Source organism: Caenimonas terrae, from assembly GCF_042655405.1.
Taxonomy (GTDB): Bacteria; Pseudomonadota; Gammaproteobacteria; order Burkholderiales; family Burkholderiaceae_C; genus Ramlibacter; species Ramlibacter terrae_A.
The window spans coordinates 1-25,146 of sequence record NZ_JBHSMF010000015.1 but is presented as its reverse complement, the minus strand read 5'-3'; the positions used below and the strand labels follow the sequence as shown (position 1 = coordinate 25,146).

General features: G+C 68.1%; 20 protein-coding genes. 7 read left to right on the top strand and 13 right to left on the bottom strand.

Annotated features, from left to right (window positions below):
- Nucleotides 1-3 precede the first annotated feature (3 nt).
- The 8 genes from ACFPOE_RS22095 to ACFPOE_RS22060 form a co-directional block, all read right to left on the bottom strand.
- On the bottom strand, nucleotides 4-747 hold the full coding sequence (locus ACFPOE_RS22095; RefSeq protein ID WP_376852503.1) for a lysophospholipid acyltransferase family protein: 744 nt from the start codon (nucleotides 745-747) through the stop codon (nucleotides 4-6).
- A gap of 20 nt (nucleotides 748-767) precedes the next feature.
- Nucleotides 768-1,340: a D-glycero-beta-D-manno-heptose 1,7-bisphosphate 7-phosphatase gene (gene gmhB, locus ACFPOE_RS22090; RefSeq protein WP_376852502.1), complete on the bottom strand. Its 573-nt coding sequence runs from the start codon at nucleotides 1,338-1,340 to the stop codon at nucleotides 768-770.
- Nucleotides 1,341-1,434: 94 nt separating this feature from the next.
- Nucleotides 1,435-3,564, bottom strand: a complete 2,130-nt coding sequence (glyS, locus tag ACFPOE_RS22085) for a glycine--tRNA ligase subunit beta (RefSeq protein WP_376852501.1) — start codon at nucleotides 3,562-3,564, stop codon at nucleotides 1,435-1,437.
- A 3-nt stretch (nucleotides 3,565-3,567) separates the two neighbouring features.
- Entirely contained in the window at nucleotides 3,568-4,473 is a 906-nt protein-coding gene (gene glyQ / locus ACFPOE_RS22080; protein WP_376852500.1) for a glycine--tRNA ligase subunit alpha, read from the bottom strand.
- A gap of 30 nt (nucleotides 4,474-4,503) precedes the next feature.
- Nucleotides 4,504-6,009, bottom strand: coding sequence for an apolipoprotein N-acyltransferase (gene lnt / locus ACFPOE_RS22075; protein WP_376852499.1), 1,506 nt, complete (start codon nucleotides 6,007-6,009; stop codon nucleotides 4,504-4,506).
- Nucleotides 6,010-6,011: 2 nt separating this feature from the next.
- Complete coding sequence (locus ACFPOE_RS22070) at nucleotides 6,012-6,887, bottom strand: HlyC/CorC family transporter (RefSeq protein ID WP_376852498.1); 876 nt, start codon at nucleotides 6,885-6,887, stop codon at nucleotides 6,012-6,014.
- Nucleotides 6,888-6,966: 79 nt separating this feature from the next.
- The gene (locus ACFPOE_RS22065; protein ID WP_376852497.1) at nucleotides 6,967-7,629 is read right to left on the bottom strand and encodes a GNAT family N-acetyltransferase; all 663 of its coding nucleotides are present in this window, start codon (nucleotides 7,627-7,629) and stop codon (nucleotides 6,967-6,969) included.
- Between the two features lie 102 nt (nucleotides 7,630-7,731).
- On the bottom strand, nucleotides 7,732-8,214 hold the full coding sequence (locus ACFPOE_RS22060; RefSeq protein WP_376852496.1) for an Lrp/AsnC family transcriptional regulator: 483 nt from the start codon (nucleotides 8,212-8,214) through the stop codon (nucleotides 7,732-7,734).
- A 105-nt stretch (nucleotides 8,215-8,319) separates the two neighbouring features.
- On the opposite strand from ACFPOE_RS22060, the gene hppD reads away from it, so the two are divergent.
- The 5 genes from hppD (at nucleotide 8,320) to ACFPOE_RS22035 (ending at nucleotide 15,335) form a co-directional block, all read left to right on the top strand.
- Nucleotides 8,320-9,459, top strand: a complete 1,140-nt coding sequence (gene hppD, locus ACFPOE_RS22055; protein ID WP_376852495.1) for a 4-hydroxyphenylpyruvate dioxygenase — start codon at nucleotides 8,320-8,322, stop codon at nucleotides 9,457-9,459.
- Nucleotides 9,456-10,304 carry a phenylalanine 4-monooxygenase gene (phhA, locus tag ACFPOE_RS22050; RefSeq protein WP_376852494.1) on the top strand — a complete coding sequence of 283 codons (849 nt, stop codon included), beginning with the start codon at nucleotides 9,456-9,458 and terminating at the stop codon, nucleotides 10,302-10,304. Before hppD ends, phhA begins: the two co-directional genes overlap by 4 nt.
- Before the next feature lie 131 nt (nucleotides 10,305-10,435).
- On the top strand, nucleotides 10,436-12,214 hold the full coding sequence (locus tag ACFPOE_RS22045; protein ID WP_376852493.1) for an adenylate/guanylate cyclase domain-containing protein: 1,779 nt from the start codon (nucleotides 10,436-10,438) through the stop codon (nucleotides 12,212-12,214).
- A 31-nt stretch (nucleotides 12,215-12,245) separates the two neighbouring features.
- Nucleotides 12,246-13,340, top strand: a complete 1,095-nt coding sequence (locus tag ACFPOE_RS22040) for a phosphatase PAP2 family protein (RefSeq protein ID WP_376852492.1) — start codon at nucleotides 12,246-12,248, stop codon at nucleotides 13,338-13,340.
- A 3-nt stretch (nucleotides 13,341-13,343) separates the two neighbouring features.
- The gene (locus ACFPOE_RS22035; RefSeq protein WP_376852491.1) at nucleotides 13,344-15,335 is read left to right on the top strand and encodes a S8/S53 family peptidase; all 1,992 of its coding nucleotides are present in this window, start codon (nucleotides 13,344-13,346) and stop codon (nucleotides 15,333-15,335) included.
- 12 nt (nucleotides 15,336-15,347) lie between these two features.
- Here the strand turns inward: ACFPOE_RS22035 and ACFPOE_RS22030 are convergent, their stop codons facing one another.
- From ACFPOE_RS22030 to ACFPOE_RS22010, 5 genes are all read right to left on the bottom strand, one after another.
- Entirely contained in the window at nucleotides 15,348-16,010 is a 663-nt protein-coding gene (locus tag ACFPOE_RS22030; protein ID WP_376852490.1) for a Crp/Fnr family transcriptional regulator, read from the bottom strand.
- A 59-nt stretch (nucleotides 16,011-16,069) separates the two neighbouring features.
- Nucleotides 16,070-16,591, bottom strand: coding sequence for a helix-turn-helix transcriptional regulator (locus ACFPOE_RS22025; protein WP_376852489.1), 522 nt, complete (start codon nucleotides 16,589-16,591; stop codon nucleotides 16,070-16,072).
- Between the two features lie 247 nt (nucleotides 16,592-16,838).
- The gene (locus ACFPOE_RS22020; RefSeq protein WP_376852488.1) at nucleotides 16,839-20,192 is read right to left on the bottom strand and encodes a response regulator; all 3,354 of its coding nucleotides are present in this window, start codon (nucleotides 20,190-20,192) and stop codon (nucleotides 16,839-16,841) included.
- Nucleotides 20,192-21,307: a response regulator gene (locus tag ACFPOE_RS22015; RefSeq protein ID WP_376852487.1), complete on the bottom strand. Its 1,116-nt coding sequence runs from the start codon at nucleotides 21,305-21,307 to the stop codon at nucleotides 20,192-20,194. Before ACFPOE_RS22015 ends, ACFPOE_RS22020 begins: the two co-directional genes overlap by 1 nt.
- Before the next feature lie 62 nt (nucleotides 21,308-21,369).
- Nucleotides 21,370-22,290, bottom strand: coding sequence for an esterase/lipase family protein (locus ACFPOE_RS22010; RefSeq protein ID WP_376852486.1), 921 nt, complete (start codon nucleotides 22,288-22,290; stop codon nucleotides 21,370-21,372).
- Nucleotides 22,291-22,409: 119 nt separating this feature from the next.
- On the opposite strand from ACFPOE_RS22010, the gene ACFPOE_RS22005 reads away from it, so the two are divergent.
- Together ACFPOE_RS22005 and ACFPOE_RS22000 are read left to right on the top strand one after the other, a co-directional pair.
- A complete protein-coding gene (locus ACFPOE_RS22005; protein WP_376852485.1) occupies nucleotides 22,410-24,095 on the top strand; it encodes an AMP-binding protein in 1,686 nt (561 codons plus the stop codon).
- Nucleotides 24,092-25,060 (top strand): MBL fold metallo-hydrolase, encoded by a 969-nt coding sequence (locus tag ACFPOE_RS22000; RefSeq protein WP_376852484.1) that lies wholly within the window; start codon nucleotides 24,092-24,094, stop codon nucleotides 25,058-25,060. The genes ACFPOE_RS22005 and ACFPOE_RS22000 overlap by 4 nt, the downstream gene beginning before the upstream one ends.
- Nucleotides 25,061-25,146 lie beyond the last annotated feature (86 nt).

Sequence of the window (25,146 nt, the reverse complement as noted above, 5' to 3'; positions counted from 1 at the left end):
AGTTTACTTTTTTTCCCCGTAGGCGTCGGGATCGAGGCGATGCATTTCCGCCTCGATCCAGGCCTGCACTTCGCGCATCAGTTCATCGGGCTTGCGGCCCTGGCTGGGGATCGGCTTGCCGATCGAGACGTCGACGATGCCCGGATGCTTGATGAAGGCCTTGCGCGGCCAGACCTTGGCCGAGGTCACGGCGATCGGGATCACCGGCGCACCGGTTTCCACCGCCAGCCGGGTGCCGCCGTTCTTGTAGGTGCCGGCCTGGCCGCGCGGGATGCGCGTGCCTTCGGGAAACATGATCACCCAGATGCCCTGCGCCAGCAGCCGCTTGCCCTGCTCCACCACCTTGCTGAAGGCCTGGGCGCGCTGGCTGCGGTCGATGTGGATCATGTCCATGCGGCCCATCGCCCAGCCGAAGAAGGGCACGTAGATCAGTTCGCGCTTGAAGACGTAGGCCAGCGGGTGCGGCATGATCGTCGGCATCAGGAAGGTCTCGAAGGTGGACTGGTGCTTGACCAGCAGGATCGCGGGGCTGGTCTTTCCGGTCGGCAGGTTCTCCATGCCGGTGATGCGCACCTGGATGCCGCACAGGATGCGGGCGGCGTCGATCTGCCAGCCCAGCCAGCGGGCGGCCTTCCAGAACATCTGCTCTCCATTGCTCCAGAGCGAGGATGTCACCATCCAGATGCCCCACGGGACCACCGTGACCAGCATCCAGAGGGCGTGAAGGATCGAGCGGAGCAGGGCCATGTGGTGCAGACCGGCAGCGCTCAGGCCGCCACGGGTTGGGCCAGCGCGCGGCGCGCGATCAGCCAGTCGGCGAAAGCGCCCAGGTCCTCGTGGACGCGGGTGCCGCGCGGGAACAGCTCGGGCAGCGGCATGCCGCGGTACGGCGCGCCCTTGCCGGTGAGCACCATGTGCGGCTCGCAGCCCACCAGCGCCGCCGCCTGCAGGTCGCGCAGGCCGTCGCCGACCAGCGGCGTGCCCTTGAGCTCGACGCCGAAGCGCTCGCCGATCTGCTCGAGCAGGCCCGGCAGCGGCTTGCGGCACAGGCAGCCGTCCTCGGGCGTATGCGGGCAATAGAACACGGCGTCGATCCGTCCGCCCTGCGCCGCCAGCATCTTGTGCATCTTGGCGTGCATGGCGTTGAGCGCGCTGACGTCGAACAGGCCGCGCCCCAGGCCCGACTGGTTGGAGGCGATCACGCAGTGCCAGCCCGCGTGGTTCAGGCGCGCGATCGCCTCCAGCGCGCCGGGCAGCGGCAGCCACTCGTCGGGCGACTTGATGAACTCGTCGCTGTCCGCATTGATGGTGCCGTCGCGGTCGAGGATGACGATCTTCATGCCGTGGCTCCGATCCGGCCTGCCGCCGGGCGGCCGCAAGGCCGGCCGGCCCCGTCGGCGGGCAGCGATGACACGACGTGCAGAGCGTGCGGGCTCATGACACCAGGCGCGACAGGTCGGCCACGCGGTTCATCGCCTGGTGCAGGGTTGCCAGCAGGCCCAGGCGGTTCAGGCGCAGGTCCGCTTCTTCCGCGTTGACCATCACGTCGTCGAAGAAGGCATCGACCGGCCCGCGCAGCGCGGCCAGGGTCTGCAGCGACGCGGCGTAGTCGCCGGCCTCGAACTGCGCGGCGGCGCGCGGGGCGATGTCCTTCATCGCGGCGTACAGCGCCTGTTCGGCCGGCTCCTTGAGCAGCGCCTCGCTGACGTGGGCGTCGGCCTTCTCGGCCTTCTTCAGGATGTTGGAGATCCGCTTGTTGGCCGCGGCCAGCGCCGGGGCTTCGGGCAGCGCCGCGAAGGCGCGCACCGCCGCCAGCCGCTTGGGAATGTCGCCCAGGCGCTGCGGCTTCAACGCGATGACGGCGTCCACTTCCTGGGCGCTGAAGCCCTGCTCGCGCAGCAGGCCGGCCAGCCGGTCCGACACGAACTCCGACAGCAGCCCCGCGGTCTTGGCGTCGGCGCCGGGAAACAGCACCACCGCTTCGCCGATCAGCTGGTCGAGCCCCAGCGGCAGGTCCTTTTCCATCAGCATGCGCACCACCCCGAGCGCATGGCGGCGCAGGGCGAACGGATCCTTGTCGCCGGTGGGCAGCTGGCCGATCGAGAACAGGCCGGCCAGCGTCTCGAGCTTGTCGGCCAGCGCCACCACCAGCCCGGCCTGGCCGCGCGGCAGTTCGTCGCCGGCGAAGCGCGGCTTGTAGTGGTCCTCGATCGCGTCGGCAACGTCGGCCGGCAGCTTGTCGTTGAGCGCGTAATAGCGGCCCATCGTGCCCTGCAGCTCGGGGAACTCGCCCACCATGTCGGTCACCAGGTCGGCCTTGGCCAGCATCGCGGCCTGGTCGGCGTGGCTGGCGAGCCGGTCGCTTCCCAGCTGCGCGCCGATCACCTTGGCCAGCGCCCGCACGCGCTCGGTGCGCTCGCCCTGCGTGCCCAGCTTGTTGTGGTACACCACCTTGGCCAGTTGCGCCACCCGCGATTCGAGCGGCTTCTTGCGGTCCTGGTCGAAGAAGAACTTGGCGTCGGCCAGCCGCGGCCGGACGACCCGTTCGTTGCCCTGGATCACGGCGCTGGCATCGGCGGGCCGGATGTTGCTCACCACCAGGAACTGGTTGGTCAGCTTGCCGTGCGCGTCCAGCAGCGGGAAGTATTTCTGGTTGGCCTTCATCGTGAGGATCAGGCATTCCTGCGGCACCTCGAGGAATTCGCTCTCGAAGCGGCAGGTCAGCACGTGCGGCCGCTCGACCAGGCCGGTGACTTCGTCCAGCAGCGCGTCATCCTCGATGGCGCGCACGCCGCCGCCCACCTTGGCAGCGGCAGCGGCGAGCTGGCGCACGATCTCCGCGCGGCGCGCCTCGAAGCTGGCGATCACCGCGCCGTCCTGCTCCAGCGTCGCGGCATAGCTGTCCGCATCCTGCAGCCGCACCGGGTCGACGGCGGCCTCGAAGCGGTGGCCGCGGGTTTCGCGGCCGGCGGTCAGTCCGAACATCGTGATCGGCACGATTTCCGAACCATGCAAAGCAACCAAGCCGTGGACAGGCCGCACAAAACTGACTGTTGACCAGCCGTCGGCGAGTTGATACGCCATGACCTTCGGAATCGGCAAGCTCGAAATGGCGCCGTCCAATGCGCGCTGGAGTCCTGCCCGCAACGTTGCTCCGGCTGCCAGGCCCTTAAGGAAGATCGCCTCGACCTTGCCATCGTCTTGAACGACAAGGCTGTCGGCCCCTTGATGTGCGTCGGGCCAAAGGTCGGCCAGGTGCGCCCGACCCTCCTTGGCTAACCTCTTTCGCAATGCGTCTGTGGGTTTGCCGTCCTTGATGCCAATCGATACCGGAACAAGCTTCTGCAGAATTTCGGTGTCGGCGGCTTCGCCAGACACCGCCGTGACATGCACGGCCAACCGGCGCGGAGAGGCGAACGACGTGAGCTTGGATTGCGCCGTCGCCAGGCCCATGGCCTGCAGTTGCGCCAGCAGCGTCCCGGCGAATGCGGCGCCCAGCTTCTTCAGCGCCTTGGGCGGCAGTTCCTCGACGAACAGTTCCACCAGAAGGTTTTGCGTGCTCATGTCTTACGCTGCCTTCTTGATCATCTGCGCCACCCACTCGGGCGGCGCCATCGGAAAGCCCAGGCGCTCGCGGCTGTCGTAATAGCTCTGCGCCACGCCGCGCGCGAGGTTGCGGATGCGGCCGATGTAGGCGGCCCGCTCCGTCACGCTGATCGCGCCGCGCGCATCCAGCAGGTTGAAGCTGTGGGCCGCCTTGAGCACCTGCTCGTAGGCCGGCAAGGCGAGCTGCTGTTCCATCAGGTTCTTGGCCTGCTTCTCGTGCGCGGTGAAGGCGGTGAAGAGGAAGTCGGCGTCGCTGTGCTCGAAGTTGTAGGCCGACTGCTCCTTCTCGTTCTGCAGGTAGACGTCGCCGTACGACAGCGTCTCGGTCCATTTCAGGTTGTAGACGTTGTCCACGCCCTGCAGGTACATGGCCAGGCGCTCCAGGCCGTAGGTGATTTCGCCGGTGATCGGCTTGCAGTCGATGCCGCCGACCTGCTGGAAGTAGGTGAACTGCGTCACCTCCATGCCATTGAGCCAGACCTCCCAGCCCAGGCCCCAGGCGCCGAGGGTCGGATTTTCCCAGTCGTCCTCGACGAAGCGGATGTCGTTTTGCTTCAGGTCGAAACCCAGCGCCTGCAGCGAGCCGAGGTACAGCTCCAGGATGTCGGCCGGGGCCGGCTTGAGCACCACCTGGTACTGGTAGTAATGCTGCAGGCGGTTCGGGTTCTCGCCGTAGCGGCCGTCCTTGGGCCGGCGGCTGGGCTGCACATAGGCCGCTTTCCAGGGCTCGGGGCCGAGCGCGCGCAGGAAGGTGGCGGTGTGCGAGGTGCCGGCGCCCACTTCCATGTCGTAGGGCTGGAGCAGCGCGCAGCCTTGCGCGTCCCAGTAGGACTGCAATTTCAGGATGATCTGCTGGAAGGTCAACATGGCAATGGGTGCGCGGGCAAACCGCTGATTTTACGTGGCAGGGCCGGCGCGGCGCCGCTGGCGCATCGCCAGGGCGGCGATCGCGCCGAAAAGCAGCCACAGCGGCCACAGCCCGGCGCGCGCCACCCACCAGGCATAGGGCGTGATGCCGTTGCGGCCTTCCACCTCGCCGACCAGCACGCCGCGGGTGTAGCGCGGCAGCGAATGCGTCACCTGGCCGCGGTGGTCGATGATCACCGTGGCACCGGTGTTGGTGGCGCGCAGCATCGGCCGCTCGAACTCCAGCGCCCGCAGCCGGCTGATCTGCAGGTGCTGGTCGATCGCGATCGTGTCGCCGAACCAGCCGATGTTGCTGACGTTGACGAACACCGTCGGCGCCACGGTGGGGTTGCCGAAGCGCCGGCCCAGTTCCTCGCCGAACAGGTCCTCGTAGCAGATGTTGGGCGCGAAGCGCTGGCCGGCCCAGTCGAACGAAGGCTGGCCGACCGTGCCGCGGTTGAAGTCGCCCAGCGGGATGCGCATCATCTCGGTGAACCAGCGGAACATCGGCGGGATGAATTCGCCGAAGGGCACCAGGTGGTGCTTGTCGTAGCGATAGGCGCCGGCGCCGGGCTTCACGCCCATCACCGAGTTGGTGTAGCCCTCCTTGGTGTTGCCCAGCGGGATCCCGAGCAGCGCGGCCTGGGTCCCGCGGCCGTATCGCTGCAGCACCGTCTCCAGGTAGCCCTCGGGCAGCTGCCGCGGCAGCAGCGGGATCGCCGTCTCCGGCGCCACCACCAGCGGCGTGGTTGCGTCGCGCAGCTGCGTGCCGTACCAGTTCAGCGCCATCGGGATGCCGCTGCCGTGCTCGAACTTCTCGTCCTGCGGGATGTCGCCCTGCAGCAGCGTGACCGGCACCCGGCCGGCGCTGGTGCTGAACGCACCGGCCAGCGGCAACGCCAGGCCCAGCGCCAGGCAGGCCGCCGCCGCCACGCCACCGAGCCGCTGCCGTGGCAGGGCCGCGACTGCTGCTGCGATGAAAGCGGCGACGAAGGTCATGCCGTGCACGCCGATCCAGGGCGCGTAGCCGGCCAGCGGCCCGCCCAGATGGGCGTAGCCGCCCTCGCCCCAGGGAAAGCCGGTGAAGACGGTGACGCGCAGCAGTTCGGCCAGCGTCCACAGGGCGGCGAACACGACGGCGCCCCAGCGCCCGCCGCTGCGGGCGGCGAGCCCCGCCGCCGCGGCGTAATACAGCGACAGGAATGCGGCCAGCCCCACCACAGCCACCACGGTCAGCACCGCCGGCAGCCCGCCATAGTCATGCATCGAGATGTAGAGCCACCACCATGTGGCCGTCAGCCACGCGGTCGCGAAGGCCCAGCCCAGGAAGAAGGCGCGGCGCGGCGGCTCGCGCTGCAGCAGCCAGGCCAGCGCACACACCGACAGCAGCTGCAGCCACCATTGCGGCTGCCCGTTCCAGGGCGCCGCGATGGAGACGGCTTGCGCCAGCCCGGCGAGCAGCGCGATGGCGAACGGGAACGGCGCCCGGCCCCGCAACGTCAGCCTGTCCGGTCGTCGTCGGCGACCGGCGACACCTTGAACCAGCGCACCGCGCCGCCCTTGGTGTGCAGCACGACGAAGTTCAGGCCGGCCAGGCTGTGGTGCTCGCCGCGCTTGGGCACGTGGCCCATCTCGTGCGCGATCAGCCCGCCGATGGTGTCGAAGTCCTGCACACCGTCGGTGGGCAGGAGCGAGACGCCGAAGGACTCGTTGACGCGCTCGATCGAGGTGTCGCCGCTGACCCGGTAGGTGCGGTCGGACAGGCCGAAGATGTCGCCCTCGTCCTCCGGAATGTCGAATTCGTCCTCGATCTCGCCGACGATCTGTTCCAGCACGTCCTCGATGGTGATCAGGCCCGCGACCCGTCCGAATTCGTCGATCACGATCGCCAGGTGGTTGCGGTTGCCGCGGAACTCGCGCAGCAGGTCGTTCAGGCCCTTGCTCTCCGGCACGAAGGTGGCCGGCCGCAGCAGCGCCCGGATGTTCAGCTCCGGCGCCCGGTGCAGCTTGAGCAGGTCCTTGGCCAGCAGGATGCCGATGATGTTGTCGCGCTCGCCCTCGTACACCGGAAAGCGCGAGTGCGCGGTGTCGATGACCACGTGCAGGATCTCGTCGTAGCCGGCGTCGATGTTGATCCGGTCCATCCGCGGCGCCGCCACCATCACCTCGCCGGCGGTCTGGTCGGCCATCCGGATCACGCCCTCGAGCATCACGCGCGATTCGGCGCCGATGATGTCGTTGTCTTCCGCGTCGGCCAGCGTTTCGATCAGCTCGGCCTTGGAGTCCGGTCCGGGATGGATGAACTCCTGGATCTTCTGCAGGAAAGTGCGCTTGTCTTCCTTTTCGGAAGCGCGCGCAGGGTGCGGGTCGGACACAGGCCTAGGGCAGGACGTGCTGTAGTGGAGGGACGACAAGGATAGCGGATTGGCGGCCCCGCGTCCGGGCCCCGCCCGCCTATTGGCCCGACTTGTGCCGGCCTTCGCGCACGCCCCGGCGGACGTCCTGCAGGCCGGACAGGAACTGGCGGAAGCTGTGGGCCTGGGACTTGAGCCGGTAATCCGTGCGCGCCACCTGTTCCTCGACCATCTCGCTCATCCGGCTGTCCAGGGTGGCAGGGGGCAGGCGCAGGTAGGCGTCGGTTTCCGAACCGGCGCGTTCCAGGGTGGCGCCGGCGTTGGTGGCGATCTTGAGCATCGCCCTGTTCTCGGTCAGGGCATGGATGAACATCAGGTCCACGCCCTCGTTGCGGGCATGGATGACGGCCCGCTCGAACAGCCGGCTGCCGTAGCCGCGCCCGCGCGCCTTCTTCAGCACCGAGACGCCGAATTCGCCGCAGGAGCTGTGCTGCGCATCGCTGGAAAACGCCAGGTGGGCCATGGCGATCAGTTCCAGCTTGCGGTTGTAGACGCCGAAGATGTCGTCCCGGTCGAAGTCCAGCCCGGCGACATAGCGCTCGATCTGCTCGTCGGTCGCAAGGTAGCCGAAGCGCAGGTAGCGGTCGTCGGCGTCCAGCGCCAGCAGATGGGCCGCGATCCGGTCGCGATGGCCGGGGCCGAGCGAGCGGATCGGCACCACCACCGGACTGGCAGGGCTTGCTTGTTGGGGAGAATCGACCATGGCTTCAATGTAAGGGTTAACCCCGAGGAAGCAATCAGCCGCCACGCCGATCGCCCGATTTCAGGTAGTTCTACCTAGGCGCGGTCCCACAACTGTTGTTTATCAGACCGGAAGCGCGGTCGTCGCCTTGACCCGGTCCAGCACGAAGCTGGTCTTGCAGTCCTGCACGCTGGGATGCTTGAGCAGCGTATCCATGATGAAGCGGCTGTAATGCGCCATGTCCTGCACCACCACCCGCAGCAGGTAATCCATGTCCCCGGTGAGGGAGGCGCACTCCACCACTTCCGGCCAGGTCTGCACGCTGGCCCGGAACACGTCCATCGGGTTGCGCTTGTGGCGCTCGGTGTGCTTTTCCAGCCGCACGTTCAGATAGGCCGTCAGGCCGAGCCCCACCGCCTCGGGCCGCACCAGCGCCACGTAACGGCCGATCACGCCGGCTTCCTCCAGCCGCTTGACCCGGCGCAGCACCGCGCTGGACGACAGGCCGACCTTCTCTCCGATGACGTCGTAGGTTTCCCGCCCGTTTTCCTGCAGCAGGCGCAGGATGCCCTTGTCGAGCTTGTCGAGTGCGCTGGTTTCGTTCACCACGCAATTTTACTGCGCCAGGCGCACGAATCCGGCCCGAACACGGCGGAAAATTGAGCGTCCGGGCGCTACAGTGGACTCTTCGCCGCCCTGGAGACCCTCCGCATGAACGCAGCCCTGCCCCAACAAGCCGCCCAAGCCGTCACGGCGTGGGAGAACCCGATGGGAACCGACGGATTCGAATTCATCGAATATGCGGCGCCGGACCCCAAGGCGATGGGCGAGCTGTTCGAGCGCATGGGCTTCAGGCCGGTGGCCAGGCACCGCCACAAACAGGTGACGCTGTACCGGCAGGGCGGCATCAACTTCATCATCAACGCCGAGCCGGATTCCTTCGCGCAGCGCTTCGCCCGCCAGCACGGCCCCAGCATCTGCGCGATCGCGTTCCGGGTGCAGGACGCCAAGGCGGCCTACGAGCGGGCGATCGCGCTGGGCGCCTGGGGTTACGCCGGCGTCGCCGGCCCGGGCGAACTGAACATCCCGGCGATCAAGGGCATCGGCGACAGCCTGATCTACCTGGTGGACCGCTGGCGCGGCAAGAACGGCGCGCGCCAGGGCGACATCGGCAACATCGGCTTCTACGACGTCGATTTCGAGGCCCTGCCCGGCATCGATTCGGCCGAGGCACTGAACCCGCCAGGCTTCGGCCTGACCTACATCGACCATCTGACCCACAACGTGCACCGCGGCCGGATGGGCGAGTGGTCGGAGTTCTACGAGCGGCTGTTCAACTTCCGCGAGATCCGCTACTTCGACATCGAGGGGCATTCCACCGGCGTCAAGAGCAAGGCGATGACCAGCCCCTGCGGCAAGATCCGCATCCCGATCAACGAGGAAGGCAACGAGAAATCGGGCCAGATCCAGGAATACCTGGACAGGTACCACGGCGAGGGCATCCAGCACATCGCGCTGGGCTCGACCAACCTGTACGACACGGTCGATTCGCTGCAGATGGCCGGCGTCAAGCTGCTGGACACCAGCGAAACCTATTACGAGCTGCTGCCCAAGCGCATCCCCGGGCTGAGCGAGAACATCGCCGACCTGCAGGCGCGCAACATCCTGGTGGACGGCACGCCGGGGGAACTGCTGCTGCAGATCTTCAGCGAGAACCAGCTGGGCCCGATCTTTTTCGAGTTCATCCAGCGCAAGGGCAACGAAGGCTTCGGCGAAGGCAACTTCAAGGCGCTGTTCGAGACCATGGAGCTGGACCAGGTGCGGCGCGGCGTGCTGCCCGCTGCGTCATGAAATCTCCCGTGGTCGCCGCTGACGTTGCGCCGGAACCGGTGGTGTACGGCCAGTCGGACCGGCCGCCGCGCGGCGACTATTCGCGCGCCACGGCCGATTACACCTGCCCGCAGAACTACGCCGCATACACGCCGGCCGACCACGAGACCTATCGCAAGCTCTACGAGCGCCAGGCGGCGCTGCTGCCGGGCCTGGCCTGCGACGAATTCATCCGCGACCTGCCGCTGCTGGGGGTCAAGGACCGGATCCCGCGCTTCGAGGAAGTCAACGAGCGGCTGCACAAGGCCACCGGCTGGGAGATCGTGGCGGTGCCGGGACTGATCCCCGAGGTGCCGTTCTTCAGCCTGCTGGCGGCGCGCAAGTTCCCGGTGACTGACTGGATCCGCAAGCCCGAGGAATTCGACTACATCGTCGAGCCGGATGTGTTCCACGACCTGTTCGGCCACGTGCCGCTGCTGTTCAACCCGATCTTTGCCGACCACATGCAGGAATACGGCAAGGGCGGGCTAAAGGCCCACCGGCTGGACGCCTGCGAGCTGCTCAGCCGCTTGTACTGGTACACCATCGAATTCGGGCTGATCCGCCAGAGCGACGGCTTGCGCGCCTACGGCGCCGGCATCCTCAGCTCCGGCGGCGAGCTGCAGCATTCGGTGCGCAGCCCCGAGCCGCAGCGATTGCCGCTGGACATCGAGCGGGTAATGCGCACCCGCTACAAGATCGACAGCTACCAGCAGACCTATTTCGTCATCGACAGCTTCCAGGAGCTGTTCGACAAGACGGCGCCCGATTTCACCCCGATCTACCAGCGGGTGAAGTCGCTGCCGGAGCTGGCCGCCGGCGCCTGACCCGGCGGGCCGAATTCCTTCGGCACTGAAACAACACTCTGCCTGGCAGCGCTGCGTCGCCCAAATGGGGCAAGACAGCGGACGCAACCTCCCCCAAAATGCGGAGGTTCTTACGCGCAGTTACGCCTACGATGTCCGCCAGCACCGACTTGCCCTCCCCCTTTGCCCGCCAGACCAAGGTCCTCATGGTGATGGACGTCGTGGAGTCGGTCCGCCTGATGGAGCAGGACGAAAATGACTTTGTGGCGCGCTGGCAAAAGCTGGTGGACCGGACCGAACACCACCTTCTCGGGCTGCACGGCGGGCGCCTGGTCAAGAGCCTGGGCGACGGCCTGATGCTGGAATTCAAGGACGCGCTGGGCTGCATCCGCGCCGGCTTTGCGCTGCAGGAGCTGGCCGCCCAGGGCAACGAGGGGCTGGCATCCGAACAGCAGTTGCACCTGCGGATCGGCGCCCACCTGGCCGAATTCGTCGCCGACAAGCACGACATCTACGGCTCGGACGTCAATCTCACCGCCCGCATCGCCGGACTGGCCGGCCCGGGCGAATTCATCATCACCGCCGAACTGCGCGACCGCCTCGCACCCAACCTCGATGCCGACGTGGAGGACCTGGGCGGTTGCTACCTGAAGCACGTGGCGGAGCCGGTGCGGGTGTACCGCGTCGGCCCGCCGGGACACCAGCCGGTGATCGCACCGGGCCAGACGGTGCGGCTGGACCTGCGGCCCACCATCGCCATCATCCCGTTCTCGATGCGCAGCAGCGAGCCGGGCCAGGAGCTGCTGGGCGAGGCGCTGGCCGACGACGTGATCGCCGCGCTGTCGCGCACGTCGGAACTGCACGTCATCTCGCGCCTGTCCACCACTTTCTTTCGCGGCCGCGACGACTCGGTCGACGACATCAAGGCCCACCTGGGCGCCAGCTATGTGCTGTCGGGCGTCTGCCGGGCCAGCGGCTCGGACCTGGCGCTGTTCGTCGAGCTGATCGACACCAAGACCCGCCACATCGTCTGGGCCGACAGCCTCAAGGGCCGGGTCAGCGGCGTGTTCTCAGCCGACGACGAGCTGATCGCGCGGCTGGTCGCCGCCATCAGCGCCGCCGTGATGCACCACGAGGTCGGCCGCGCGCATCGGCACGCCCTGCCGACGCTGGAGGGCTATACCCTGCTGCTGGGTGCCGTGGCGCTGATGCACCGCAATTCGCCCTCGGACTTCAAGCGCTCGCGCGAGATGCTGGAGCACCTGGTGGAGCGCAGCCGGCGCCATCCCGCGCCGCACGCCTGGCTGGCCACCTGGCACGTGCTGCTGGTGCAGCAGGGCTGGTCGGACGATCCGCAGGCCCAGGGGCGCCAGGCGATGGACAGCACCCGCCGCGCGCTGGAAAACGACCCGCAATCCTCGCTCGCGCTGACGGTGCAGGGCTTCGTGCTGACCAACCTGGTGAAGGACCTGGCCGGCGCCGCCAGCAGCTACCAGGCAGCGCTGCAGATCAATCCAAACGAGTCGCTGGCCTGGCTGCTGACCGGCACGCTGAACGCCTTCATGGGCAACGGCGCCGATGCGCTGGACGCCAGCGAACGGGCGCTGCGGCTGTCGCCGCTGGACCCGCTGCGCTATTTCTACGACTCGCTGGCCGCATCGGCCGCAATCACCGCCGGCAAATACGACCGAGCGATCGAGCTGGCCAAGCGCTCGCTCAGGGCCAACCGCTCCCATACCTCCACCTACCGCGCGCTGGCGATCGCCCAGTCGCTGTCGAACCAGATGGACGATGCGCGCGACACGGTGCAGAAGCTGCTGGAGCTGGAACCGTCTTTCACCGTTACGCAATTCCTGGCACGGACGCCGGCCCGCGGCGCGATGGCCACCACCGTGGCCGATGCCCTGTTGCGGGCCGGCCTGCCGGCCTGAAACGACAACCAACAATTTCGAGGAGCAGCGCATGAGCACACTCGGTGGCTGGGGCGGATGGGGCGGTTGGGGCGGTTGGGGAGGATGGGGTGGGTGGGGCGGCTGGGGTTCCGGCGGCCAGCCGGGTCCTGCCCCGGACGGCGGACCGCTGCTGGCGGAAGCGCTGACGCAGAACCGCGCGGCGCTGGTCGGGCCGTTCGCCGGCGCGACGCTGCCGTTCAAGTTGCCGCTGCCGCTGGACCAGCCCGGCCACATCGAAGAATGGGACGTGACGCAGCGGCTGCAGACCTGTTCGGTGGAACTGCTCTCGGGCCTGACCTTCAACGTCCAGGGCGAGGCGGTGACGGTCGGCTTCGTCGACCTGCTGGCATCGAACCTCAAGGACCGGGCGGTGGTCAAGCTGGTGCGCCCGACCGAGGAGATCTTCGCGGTCCAGGTCGATCTGGTCGCCAATTACGCGGAACTGCGGGAGAGCCGCGCCAGCGAAATCGTGGCGCAGACCATGCCGACCCAGGTGCCCTTCTGGGCGGCGATCCTGGGGATGCAGCCGTACCGCCAGCCCTGGACCCAGGCGCTGGCGGCGCTGGCGCTGTCGATGACGGTGGACGTCGAGATGCGGCTCAAGCACGCCTTCTCCTGTCCGCGGCCCGGCACGCTGTCGCCGCAGATCCAGCCGATGGTCACGGTGCCGGGCCACGCCAGCTGGCCCAGCGGCCACGCGACCGAAACCTTCATGATCGCCGGCGTGCTGCAAGCCCTCATGCAGCATTCCAGGCGTACCGGCAGCAAGTACCGCGAGCAGTTGCAGCGCTTTGCTGCGCGCGTCGCCGTCAACCGCACGGTCGCCGGCCTGCACTATCCGGTCGACAGCGCTGCCGGGCGTCTGCTCGGCACCGCGCTGGGCGAGTTCTTCGTCGCCCGCTGCCGCGGCGGGGAGGTCAACGAATGGGGCTTCGACGGCCGCAAGTTCCACGGCCGCCACCAGGCGCCGCTGGATTTCGACCCGCGCGTCTCGATGACCGATGGCAGTAGCGGCTACTACGCGTACCGGCCGGCCGCCTGGGAGGTGAGCCAGGCGCCCTTGCTGGCCTGTGTCTGGAAGAAGGCGCTGGCGGAGTGGAAGTAGGCCATGGGCTGGAGCCGACTTCCCAAGGGCAGCTTCACCGGCATCGACTGGTCCCGGCCCGGCGCCACCGACGGCTTCGACCCCTACCTGGTCTGGGCCGAGGCCGACCACTTCTCCGGCTACGAGGAAGTGCCCGGCAAGTGGCTGCCGGGCGTGGTGGAATTGCGTGAGGGATGGTCCATCGCCGCCTTCGTGGCCCTGGCTTCGCCGCAGTCGGTGTGCGTGCGCAAGGTCTACACCGCGCACGCCGCACCGGCCGGCTTGCGCTTTTGCAGCGTCCTGGCCGGCCGTGCGTTCTTTCGCGAGATCCAGCCCGGCGGGCGGCTGCACGAGGTGGTCAAGCGCTTCGAGATGGGCCTGCCGGCCGGCGAGCAGTCGCGCGATCCGCCGCAACCGCAGCAATCGCGAGCACGCGAGGGCCGTGCCGCCGGCCCGGGGCTGCTGTCCGGCAAGGTGATCGGGCTCATCGACGACAGCCTGGCGCTGGCGCACGCCGACTTCCTGGATGCGGCGGGCAAGCCCCGCACCGCATTCTTCTGGCGCCAGGACAGCGAGGGTGCCGGCCGGGTGCCGGCCTCGATGGGGTACGGCCATGAGCTGACGGCGGCCGACATCGCCCGTGCCATGGCCGCCAACACCAGCCACGGCGTCTGCGACGAATCGGGCGTGTACATCGACCTGGGGCTGTCGACGCTGGGCAAGGTGTCGCCGGATGGGCGCGTCCGCTTCCATGCCCTGGACACCGCGCAAAGCCATGGCACCTTCGTGCTGGACCTGGCGGCCGGGCCGATGCCGCTGCCGTCGCGGGTGGCCAACCTGCCGCCGGGCTTCGACGCGCCTGCGAGCTGGGACGAGCCCGGCGACGCCGCCAGCAAATGCCCGGTGATCGCCGTGCAGCTCGATTACGACACGGTGCAGGACACCTCGGGCGGTTCGATGAACGTCGGCGTGCTGGACGGCCTGCTCTATATCCTGTCGCGCTGCGACACCGAGGCGCAGATCACGGTGAACATCAGCTTCGGCACGCTGGCCGGGCCGCACGACGGCAGCTCGGTGCTCGAGGCCGCGATGGACCAGCTGGTCGCGCTGTATGACGGCCGGCTGCGGCTGGTGCTGGCGGCCGGCAACGGCTACCAGTCGCGCACCCATGCCAACATCCCGCTCACTGCGGCGAGCAAACCGCGCGCGCCGTGGCGCCGCAAGGCCGCGCTCGACTGGCAGGTGCAGCCCGACGACCGCACGCAGAGCTTCCTCGAGCTGTGGCTGCCGGCCGGCGCGCACGAGGTGGAAATCGAGGTGACGCCGCCCGGGCGCTCACCGCTGCCGGCGCTGCGCTGGGGCGAGTCCAGGATGTGGACCGACGGCCAGGCGCTGCCGTGCTGCGCCCTGATCTACCCGCGCTCGGTAGCCACCGGCGAGAACGGGACCTGCGCACTGCTGGCGCTGTCGCGTACCTTCAGCTTCGAGCCGGGCGCCGCCACCGCCCCGAGCGGACGCTGGCGGGTCAAGCTCAAGACGCGCGGCGGGGACGCCGTGGTGGATGCATACATCGAACGCGACGACATCGTGGACGGCGCCAGCGGCCGGCCGCAGTCCTGCTTCGAGGACGCCGACTACGCCATCGGCGCCCCGGTCGATTCGCCGGCCGACCCGACACTGATCCGGCGCAGCGGCAGCTTCAACAGCATTGGCACCGGCAGCCGCACGACCTCCGTGGGCGCCACCCGCATGACGCATACCAGCGCCGTGCCCGGCATTCCCGATCCCAGGTGGGCCCTCTATTCGCCGCGCAAGCCGGATCCGGACCGCAGCCGGCCGGAGCGCCCCGGCGTGGTGAAGGTGCCGCGCGACGAAGCCTATGGCGACGAGAACCCGGTGCTCCAAGGGGTGACGGGCGCCGGCACCCGCAGTGGCGCCATGGTGCGCCTGCGCGGCACCAGCGCGGCATCGCCGCAAGTGACCCGCCAGCTGCTCAATGCATCGGGCAAGCGGTGAGCCGCGGGCCGGCTACCAGCGGGCCGGCAGTTTCTTGAGCAGGGTGATCTTCTTGACGCCCATGCTGATGTAGCCGCCCTTTTCCAGGTCCTTGAGCAGGCGGCTGACCATCTCGCGCGAGGCGCCGACCCGGCTGGCGATGCTCTGGTGGGTGATCTGCTGCAGCAGCACGGGCGCCTCGGGCCGGCCCGGCCCTTCCTCGCTTTCCAGGGTGGAGATCACGCGCCCGTACACGTCCAGCAGCGCCATCTGGCGCGCAGTCTCGGTCGCGCTGCGCGCGCGCCGGATCACCTGCGTGACCAGTTCCATCGCGAAGTCCGGCTGCACCGCGAGGTGGTCGCGCACCGAATTGCGCGTGACCACCGCGCAGACGCTGGGCTCCAGCGTGATGACGGATGCCGAGCGCGGACCGCCGTCGAGGGACATCTCGCCGAAATAGTCGCCGGCATCGATGTTGCCGTAGGTGATCTCGCGGCCGTTGTCGTCGGTCGCATAGACCTTGACACGGCCCTGCAGCAGGATGAACAGCGATTCGCCGACATCGCCTTCGTTGATGACGACGCTGTTCTTCTTGTAGCTGCGGATCACCCCGCGCTGCGCCAGCGGCTGCAGCATCGGACTGAGCTTGGCGATCAGCGCTTCGGCGTTTCCGGATTGAATCGGCGCAGCAGGCATCTTCTGGCTCCCCCTGACGTCGACCACTCTAGCATGCGAGTCCCGGATCGAGCAGCGGGTCAGTGCATCACTTCATGGCGCAGCGTCGGCGCCACCGGCGGCAGCACCGCCACCCGGTTCACCAGCTCCCGCACGCCGCTGGAGCGCGTCTTTGCGCACAGGCTGCGCACGTGGCTGCGCACAGTGGAGACCGCCACGTTCAGCTTGGCGGCGACCTGCGGCGCGGAATAGCCCTGGCACAAGATGCCCAGGACATGCTCTTCGGTGGCAGTCAGGCTGTGGCTGCGGGCGAAGAAGCAGAGCATGAGCGATTCGCAGACCGAGGCCCGGGAGAACATGAAGGCCGCCCGCACCAGGCCGGTGGCCTCGTCCACCTTCAGTGGCAGCACCGCCATCGTCAGGCTGAACCCGTCGGGCGTCGACAGGGTGAGCATGCTGCGCTTGCCCTGCCCGACCTTGGTCACCGCCTCCTGCAAGGCCTTGCCATCGTCCGGCGAACAGCCGTACAACAGCTGGTCGCGTACCCCCAGCACGCGCCGCCGCGCCAGTTCATGGCGCGCTGCCTGGTTTGCGTGCAGCACCTGATTGTCCAGACTCGTGACCAAGACGCCGTATGCGAGTTCATCCATTACCAGGGCCAGTCCGGACCCCGCTCCATTCGTTGCGTCCCGCGACGCATTGCCGACCGAATGCACACCGTTTGCCATTAGTTCCATGTCGAGCCCCACTTAGTGATGGCCGAAGCTTAGGAAAAGGGAGCCCCCACTAATGGGGATTAACGCCAGATTTCCTGTGCGATATTCACATTGCCAACTGGCCGCAAACCGGCTAGCGGGGGGCGTTCCAGCGCGCGATCGCGGCAACCGTCTGGGGCCACAGGACCCGCAACTGCGCCAGCAGGGCGGCGGCCTGCGCAGGCACCTGCTGCGGCGAAAGAGCCTCCAGTTCGCCGGCGACCTGCCCGATGGCGGCCGCGCCCACGTTGGCGGCCGACCCCTTCAGCGCGTGGGCGGCCTGCGCCAGCGCCGGGCCGTCGCCGGCCGCGATGGCGCTGCCGATCGCGTCCAGCCGCAGCGGCGCATCGGCGCGAAACAGCGCGATGACTTCGCTTGTCATCGTCAGCGCTTCGTCGTCGTAGTCGCGGAATTCCTCCAGCCGGGCGAAGTCCACCAACGCACCGGGCACGCCCGGGGTTACAGGGATCGGGCCGGCAGCCGCCTCCAACGGCGCGCCGCCCGCAGCCGCGGGGATCCACTTCTCCAGCATCCTGGCCAGGTCCGCCACCATCAGCGGCTTGGTGAGGTAGTCCACCATGCCGGCGGCCTCGCAGCGCTCCCGGTCTTCCGACGACGCGGCCGCCGTCAACGCGATGACCGGCGGCGCGCGCTCGCCCCATGCCCACTGGATCTGCCGGGTGGCCTGCAGGCCATCGACATCCGGCATGTTGACGTCCATCAGAATCGCCCCGAAGCGCTCACCCCGGGCAGCAGCATGCGCGAACACTTCCACCGCCTCGCGGCCGTCGCTTGCCGTTGCGATGTCGTAGCCCAGCTTGACCAGCATGGCGCACGCGACCTTGAGGTTGACGGCGTTGTCGTCGGCCACCAGCACGCTGACGTTCTTCCGGAGGTCCGCCGGAACGGCCGGTACCCGGCCAGCCGAGGACGGGTCGGCCGACAGGCAGCGCAGCACGGTCTCGAACAGCTGGTTCTGCCGCGCCGGCTTGAGCAGCCGCGCGCTGAACAGTTGGGCGCCATCCTCCGCGGCGGGCATGAAGCCGGAGCTCAGGAGCACGATGGGAATCGCCTGCCAGCGCGGGTTCGCCTTCAGCGCGCGGGCCAGGGCGAGGCCGTCCATCTGCGGCATGTGCATGTCGGTGATGACGATGTCGGGCGGCGCCGGCGACTGCGCCATCCAACCCAGCGCTTGGGCACCCGAATCCGCGCTCACCACCTGCATGCCCCATCGCTCCAGCTGCCGCGTCAGGATGCGCACGTTGGTGGCGTGGTCGTCCACCACCAGCGTCCGGATCGAATGGAGCATCGCCGCATCGGCGGGGTCGAACGAGGGCGCCAGCAGGGCCGGCGCCGCCGCGATGGTGAACCAGAAGGTCGACCCGGCGCCGGGCTGGCTTTCCACGCCGATCTGGCCGCCCATGAGATCGACCAGGCGCTTGCAGATCGCCAGGCCCAGCCCGGTGCCGCCGTACTTGCGCGTGGTGGACGTGTCGACCTGGGTGAACGCTTCGAACAGGCTGCCGATGCGGTCGGTGGGAATGCCGATTCCGCTGTCGCTCACGCGGAACTCCAGCAGCTTGCGACCGGCGGCATCGGCCGCCGGCAGCTGCCGCACGTGGATCGAAACTTCGCCGGCCGCCGTGAACTTGACGGCATTGTTGATCAGGTTGATCAGCACCTGGCGCAGGCGGGTCACGTCGCCCAGCACCGCCTCGGGAATCGCGCCCGGCCCCTGGTCGGCGATGTCGATGATCAGTTCCAGTCCCTTCTCGCGGGCGCGCGGGGCCGCGATGTCGCAGGCTTCCTCGACGGCCGAGCGCAGGCTGAAAGGCTCCTGCTCCAGTTCCAGCTTGCCGGACTCGATCTTGGAAAAATCCAGGATGTCGTTGATCACCGACAGCAGCTGGTCGCTCGACAGGCGCACGGTCGCCAGGTAGTCGCGCTGCTCCGCATCGAGCGAGGTTTCAGCCAGCAGCGTGCTCATGCCGACGATGCCGTTGAGCGGCGTGCGGATCTCGTGGCTCATGGTGGCCAGGAAGGCCGACTTGGCGCGGGCCGCGGACAGCGCCTCCTCGCGCGATGCAGCCAGTTGCGCGGTGCGGTCCCGCACCCGCGATTCGAGCGTGTCGTTGGCATCCTGCAGCGCCTTCGCGTCGGCCTCGACCTGGCGGCGGAAGTGCTCCAGCTGCACCGCGCTGTCATGCAGGACCACCGACAGCTCGTGCACCTCGCGGATGCGCGTGGCTTCCTGGACCGGGGGAATCTCGCCCTGTCCCAGCCTGGCCGCAGCCACGCTGAGCGCACGCAGCCGCTGGCCCAGGCGCTGGGCGATCAGGAAAGCCAGCAACGTTCCGAGCAGGATGAGAAGCGCCATCGCCGCCAGGGAGACCCGGCCGGCACGCGTGACCTCCGCCGTGAAATCGGTTTCGGGCGCCGCGACCACCAGCGTCCAGCGCAGGCCGAGCGCTTCGCCGAACGGGCGCTGCACCATCAGCAGCGTGTCGTTGCCCGCCGGCAGGCGCCGCAGCGCCGTGTCGACGGCGACGGAATCGGCGCTGCGCTCGGCCCAGATCTTCTGCAACTCGGCGAAGCCGGCGCGCACGATGGGGTTGGTACTGTCGGCCGGCGTGCGCCGGTGCGAGCCGGCGGCGTCGTCGCCGAACAGCGGGTCGCCGGCGGAACTGGCAACCAGCAAGCCCTTCTCGTCGACCACGAAGGCGGCGCCGCGCGCGCTGATGCGCTGGGTGCGCAGCACGTCGGCCAGCTGCTGCAGCGACAGGTCCAGGCCGAAGACGCCAGCGACGCCGCCATCGACGTCGTACACCGGCTGCGACAGGCTCACCACCAGCTGCCGCCGGCCGCTGGACAGCTGAACCGGGGAGAACACGCGGCCCTTGGCCATCACGGCGCCTGCGTACCAGGGCGTGGTCCGCGGCTCGAAGTTGCGACTGTCCACCGACTGCACCCGCTGTCGTTCGCCCGGCAGGTTCACCAGATAGAAGCTGCGGCCCTGGCCGCCGGCCCGGCGGACCCCGACCCGCGCGCCGTCGGCACCGGCGGTGACACCCAGGTACTCGCCGCGCAGGTTGCCGAAGTGGATGCTGGGAATTTCGGGCAGTTGCCGACTGAGCGCCATCGCCATCGCTTCGTATTGCCCCAGGCTGCGCAGCCCCTCGCGGGCCCGCTGCAATTCGGCCTGGTTCGGCCGTTCCGACACCAGGCCATTGAGCACGTCGTGGGCCTGGCGCAGGTGCGCTTCGGTGCCGGTCTGCACCAGGGCCGCGACCTGCGTGAGGATCTTGGCGGCCAGGTCCTCCACTGCGCTGGTACTGGCCCGCGTCAGCATCCACGCCACCAGCAGCGCCGGCAGCGCGGCGAGCAGCACGAGGCTGGCCGCGAGGATGCGCCGCAGCGAAAACATCCTTCTGCCGCGGGCAGCGGGCATCACAGCGCCAGGCCTACCAGTTCGACGGCGTCCATCGGCGCCGAACGGCCCGGCAGCTGCAGCATCGCGCGCTGGCCGGTGCGCACGGCGCCGGCGATGGCGCGCAAGGCCACGGCGCTGGCGACCACCGGCCAGCCGAGCGCGCGGGCCTGTTTTTGCAGCAGGATGGCGACGCTGATGGCGTCGCCCACCGGCAGCACCTGCGCGGTGCCGTGCAGCGGATCGGCCAGCAGGGTCAGGGTCACCGTTCCGGTGTGCAGCGCCACGTTGATTTCGAAGGGCGGCAGGTCGCGGCCCGGGTAGCGGGCGGCAAGGTACTTGTTGATGCCGCGGCCGGATTCGACCAGACCGATCGCTGCCCGCACCGCCCGCAGCGAATGATTGACGGTGTGCGTGTCGGTGCTGGCGGCGAACACCGCCAGCGCCCCTTCGCCGACGAAGCGGATGTGCCGCGCGCCGAACAGCTGGATCGTGTCGTTGGTGTTGCCGTACACCTTCTTGACCAGGTCGGTCAGTTCCTCGGCGTCGAGCTTTTCGGCCAGCGCAGCATGGTTGGGAATGTCGGCGAACAGCACCGTGGCGCTGTCCAGGCGTTCGTCGCCGGCGCTGCCGGCACCGCTGGGCCAGCGCTCGCTCAGTTCGGAGGCGAGGCGCTGTTCGTAGAGCTTGGCCAGCTGGTGCTTCTGCTCCACCAGCGCGACTTCGACCGCGGCGTCCACCGCCATCGAGCGCAGGCTGGCCTGGATGCTGCGCTTGTTCAACTGCGATGCCACAGCCTCGCGCAACTCGTCCGGCCGGAACGGCTTGGTGATGTAGTCGTCGGCGCCGGTGGTCATGCCGATGCGGATGTGCGCGCGCTCCTGCAGCGACGTGAGCAGGATGACGGGCGTGGTGGCGGTGACCGGGTTCTGGCGCAGGCTCGCCAGCATCTGGAAGCCGTTCATCCCCGGCATCTGGACGTCGCTGATGATCAGCTCCGGATTGTTCTGCCGCACCAGGTCCAGACCCTTGGCCGCGTCTTCCGCTCCCAGCACGACGTGCCCGTCACGCTTCAGGACGGACGCCACCATCATGCGGGTTCCGGCATCGTCTTCCATCACGACGATCAATGCCATGCTGTGTCCCTCTTGGTTCTCCCGGGCTGGCCGCATGCCGGCCGCCACCAGTGCCGCTTATCTTACAGGCGGTCGAGCAGCGCCATCGTCTGGGCCATCACTCGCGGATGGAAGGCCAGGTCCACGTGCGCGGCGCCCACCACCAGCAGGTTCTGCGCCCCGGACAGCGTGGCTGTCGAAGAGGGAAAGACGACGTTGTCGCAGTTGGAGTACCAGCAGGTAAACGGCGGCTGCGGCAGCGAGGCGCTGTCTGCTTCCAGCTGCCGCAGCCATGTGCTGCCCTGTGCCATTTGCCGGCCGTTCTTGCTTCTGCTCGAGCGCGCCAGCCAAGTGCCTTGGTGCGGGGTGCCGATCGTCACGACGCGATGGACCCGCCGCGCATGTGGGCCGGCACGCAACCAGGCACGCGCGGCCAGCCCGCCCATGCTGTGGCAGACAAGGATCGGAGGCAGGCCGCTGGACAAGGTGACCGCGGTGACGGCGCGCTCGATGATGGCCACGTAGTCGTCGATGGAGCCGAACACGGGTTCCAGATTGACCGCGGCGAATGGATGGCCACGCCGCCTCACCTGGCGCAGCCAGGGCGTCCAGAAGCCACGGTTGCAGATGAAGCCGTGGACGAAAACGATGCCGCGGCGCCCGCCTGATTCGGGCACAGCGGGGAGGTGGTCGGCGACGGCGTTCCAGCGGAACGGCTGGCGCCAGCCGAAGACGCGGGGCGCCTGCAGCGTCTCCGCCAGCCAGGCTCGTGCCAGCGTGGCCCAACCGGCCTGCGGCACGGGGTCGCTGCGGTTGACCCGGCGCAGCGCCAGGAACTCGAAGGCCAGCGCGCCCGAGTAGGCTGCGGCAATCGCCGCGAATCCCGCTCCGGCGAGCCACGGCGAACGGTTCCGGTACCAGGCAAGCCAGGCAATCGCGCCTGCCAGCAGCAGCAGCGTGGCGCACTGGAGGATGCGGGCAAGGGAAGAAGAGGCTCGCTTCATTCGTTGCGGCATTGTGGCGCGGACTGTCCCTTGCGTGACGGCGGTGTCGCTTGCCCTAGGACAAGCCCGCTAGGCACCGGCGGCGGCTGCCTGGACAATCCGCGCCAAGGAGCGATGCGATGGACAGAGTCTGGCTCAAGAGTTATCCGCAGGGCGTGGCCCACGACGTGGCGCCGGACCGGTACCGGTCGTTGACGCACCTGCTGGAGGAGTCTCTGCGCGAGAACGCGGCCCGTCCGTTTTCCGTCTGCATGGAACGGTGGATGACGTACCGGCGCCTGGACGAATTGTCCGGCGCGCTGGGCGCGTGGCTGCAGGCGAGGGGCCTGGAGCCGGGCGCGCGGGTGGCCATCATGCTGCCAAATATCCCGCAGTTCGCCGTCACCATGGCTGCAGTGCTGCGCGCTGGCTATACCTGCGTGAACGTGAACCCGCTGTACACCGCCCGCGAACTGGAGCACCAGTTGAACGACTCCGGCGCGACCGCGATCGTCATCCTCGAGAACTTCGCCGGCACCCTTGAGGAAGTGATCGAGCGCACGCAAGTCAAGCATGTCGTGATGGCGTCGATGGGCGACCTGCTGGGCTTCTGGTTCGGACGCTGGATCACGTTCGCGGTGCGGCACCTGGCCAAGCTCGTGCCTGCCTACAAGCTGCCGCTGAGCAACGGCCGCACCGTCACGCCGTTCAACCGCGCGGTGGCGCAAGGCTCGGCGCTGCCCTTGCGGCCGGCCGCCCAGTCGCTCGATTCGATCGCCTTCCTGCAGTACACCGGCGGGACCACCGGCCTGTCCAAGGGCGCGGTCCTCACCCATCGCAACATCGTCGCAGCCATCCTCCAGGCCGAACAATGGTTCACGCCTGCGCTCGGGCGCCTGGGCAATGTCAACCGGGTCAACAGCATCGCGGCGCTCCCCCTGTATCACATCTTCGCGCTCACGCTGTGCCTGCTGGCAATCCGCTGGGGCTCGCACCTGACGCTGATCCCCAACCCGCGCGACATCGGCAAGTTCATCGAGGTGCTGAAGAAGCGGCCATTTCACCTGCTGCCGGCGGTCAATACATTGTTCAACGGACTGATGCTCCACCCGCAGTTTCGCACCGTGGACTTTTCGCAGTTGTGCGTTTCGCAGGCGGGCGGCATGGCGGCCTCCGCCGGCACCGCGCGGCAGTGGCAGGAATTGACCGGCTGCGCGATGGTGGAAGGCTGGGGAATGAGCGAGACCTGCGCGATCGGCACCAACAACCCCGTCACGGCACGCACGTTCTCGGGCAACATCGGGCTGCCGCTGCCCGGAATCGACATTGCCATCAAGGACGAGGCGGGCCAGTCCCTTGCCTTCGGCCAGCCGGGCGAGATCTGCATCAAGGGCCCCAATGTGATGCCGGGCTACTACCAGCAACCCGCGGAAAATGCAGCGGCCTTCACTGCCGACGGCTTCCTGCGCACTGGCGACATCGGGATCATGGACAGCGCCGGCTACACGACCATCGTCGACCGCAAGAAGGACATGATCCTGGTCAGCGGCTTCAACGTGTTTCCGAACGAGCTTGAGAACGTGATCTCGCTGTGCCCCGGAGTGGTGGAATGCGCGGCCATCGGGGTGCCCGACGACAAGCAGGGCGAGGCGATCAAGGTGTTCATCGTGCGCAGCGACCCCACACTGACGGAAGAAGACATTGCTCGTTATTGCCGCGAAAATCTCACCGGCTACAAACACCCGAGATACATCGAGTTCCGCGATGAACTTCCCAAGACCAATGTCGGCAAGATCCTGCGGCGCGAGCTTCGCACGGCGAAGTGACATCATCGGCTCCCAACAAGCGCTCTCCTGCCAGCTTCATCGTGCAAGCTGAATGCCCGCTGCCGGCCGGGATGCAGGTCTTCGAGCGCGGCTGGCTGTCCGCCAACGGCGTGCTGTTCCAGGGACCAGAGGGCAGTGCGCTGGTCGACACCGGTTATTGCACCCATTCTTCCCAGACCGTCGCACTGGCACGCAATGGCCTTGGTGGGCGCGAGCTCGACCTGATCCTGAACACCCATCTGCACAGCGACCATTGCGGTGGCAACGCCGCGCTCCAGCAGGAATATCCGGCGGCACGGACCCTGATTCCACCCGGTCTGGCCGACTTCGTACGGCAATGGGACCCGGTCGCCCTGAGCTACACGCCGACCGGACAAGAGTGCCCGCGTTTTCGGTTCGAGGGGATGCTGGTACCGGGCCAGCAGATCACGCTCGGGAGTTCCGACTGGCAGATCCACGCGGCGCCCGGGCACGATCCGCACTCGGTCATCTTATTTGCGCCGGCGTCCCGGACGCTGATTTCGGCCGATGCGTTGTGGGAGAACGGATTCGGAATCGTGTTCGATGAATTGGAGGGAATCGAAGCGTTCGACGAGGTGGCGGCGACACTCGATCTGATCGAGTCGCTGGGGCCGGTTGTGGTCGTTCCGGGGCATGGCCCGGTGTTCACCGACGCCGGTGCGGCACTTGCAGCGGCGCGATCACGGTTGAAAAGCTTCGTTGCCGACCCGGCAAGGCACGCCAGGCATGCGGCCAAGGTCTTGCTCAAGTTCAAGCTGCTCGACTTGCAGCAAATTCGCGCGGCGGACTTCCAGCGCTGGGCGCTTGGCAACGAGTATCTGGGCCTGGTGCATCGGCGTTACGCCGCAGAATCCGCCCTGGCCGACTGGATCGATGGCCTGACGTCAGAGCTGGTTCGCTCCGGTGCCGCCAGGCGCGACGGCGCATTGATCCTGAATGCGTGACGACGCTCAAACTGGATCGCCAAAGACAAAAGCCCCAGCACTTCTGCTGGGGCTTTTGAGGGCTGTAAGAGCCTGACGATGTCCTA